Source organism: Haliea sp. E1-2-M8 (genome assembly GCF_030649675.1).
GTDB lineage: Bacteria > Pseudomonadota > Gammaproteobacteria > Pseudomonadales > Halieaceae > Haliea.
Window position 1 is genome coordinate 1 of record NZ_JAUTDR010000076.1, and the last position, 1,174, is coordinate 1,174.

The following is a 1,174-nucleotide window of genomic DNA, read 5'->3' on the forward strand; positions in this document are numbered from 1 at the left end:
CGAAACATAGTTTATACTGCTTCATATCCACCCCATGACGAGGAGTTGGCTATGAAACAGACTGAACTGCATCTCACCGACGAGGATCGTAAGGTGATCGAATCGTACCGAGTGAAAGGGCTGCACCACGCACGAGAGGTGAATCGAGCACATATTCTCTCGGCGCTCGACCTTGGAGTGCCGGAAGCCCAGATCATGGCGGTCCTGGGAGTAGGACGGACCGCTATCTGGCGAACGCGGGCAGCGTATTTGGAAGGTGGGGCGGAACACGCGGTGCGAGATGCAGCGCGGCCTGGCAAGCCGATCCAATACGGTGCGAATGTCGAAGCACAGATTTCGGCTTTGGCTTGTTCATCGCCGCCGGAGGGAGCCACGCGCTGGACTCTCGAATTGCTGGAGCAGGCGGCCCAGGAGCTGCCCGATGTCGGGCCTATAAGCCGCGAAACGATTCGCCGGCTGCTAAAAAAAACTGCATCAAACCGTGGCGCAAGCTGATGTGGTGCATCGGTAGGTTGACGGAAGATTACCGACAGCGGATGTACGACCTGCTGGACTTGTACGCCCGCCCGTTCCGATCGAGAGAACCGGTCATTTGCCTGGACGAGAAGAGCAAGCAGCTGCTGAAGGATTCGCGCCAACCCTTGCCGATCAAGCCTGGAACACCAGCGCGGCTGGATTACGAGTACGTGCGGGGTGGCACCTGCAACCTGTTTGTGGCAGTCGAGCCCAAGGGCGGACGACGGACGGTGCAGATTACCGATCATCGCGCCAAGACGGACTTCGTGGCCTTCGTCCAATACCTGCTGCAACAGGTTTACCCAACGGCGCGGCGCATTCATCTTGTGCTCGACAACCTGAACACTCACTTCCGAAAGTGCTTCGAGCAAGTGCTCGGCATCAGGGCGGCGAAGAAACTGCTGCGACGCGTGGTCTTTCACTACACTCCAAAGCACGCCAGTTGGTTGAACATGGCGGAAATCGAGATTGGCATTCTTGACCGCCAATGTCTTGATCGGCGCTTCCCTGACCGTGACACGCTCGTCAATGAAGTCGATGCTTGGCAAAGACGCAGAAACGACGAGCAGCGATGTATCGAGTGGACGTTCTCTCGGCAAGATGCAGATCTCAAAATGTCTCGACATTATGTTTCGTAATTAATGGTTTATGATACTAG

At 56.3% G+C, this 1,174-nt stretch carries 2 protein-coding genes; both read left to right on the forward strand.

From position 1 onward, the window contains the following. Window positions 1-51: 51 nt before the first annotated feature. The gene (locus Q6D67_RS21590; RefSeq protein ID WP_304707907.1) at window positions 52-495 is read left to right on the forward strand and encodes a helix-turn-helix domain-containing protein; all 444 of its coding nucleotides are present in this window, start codon (window positions 52-54) and stop codon (window positions 493-495) included. Beyond that, window positions 495-1,154, forward strand: a complete 660-nt coding sequence (locus Q6D67_RS21595) for an IS630 family transposase (protein ID WP_304707909.1) — start codon at window positions 495-497, stop codon at window positions 1,152-1,154. Before Q6D67_RS21590 ends, Q6D67_RS21595 begins: the two co-directional genes overlap by 1 nt. Window positions 1,155-1,174 lie beyond the last annotated feature (20 nt).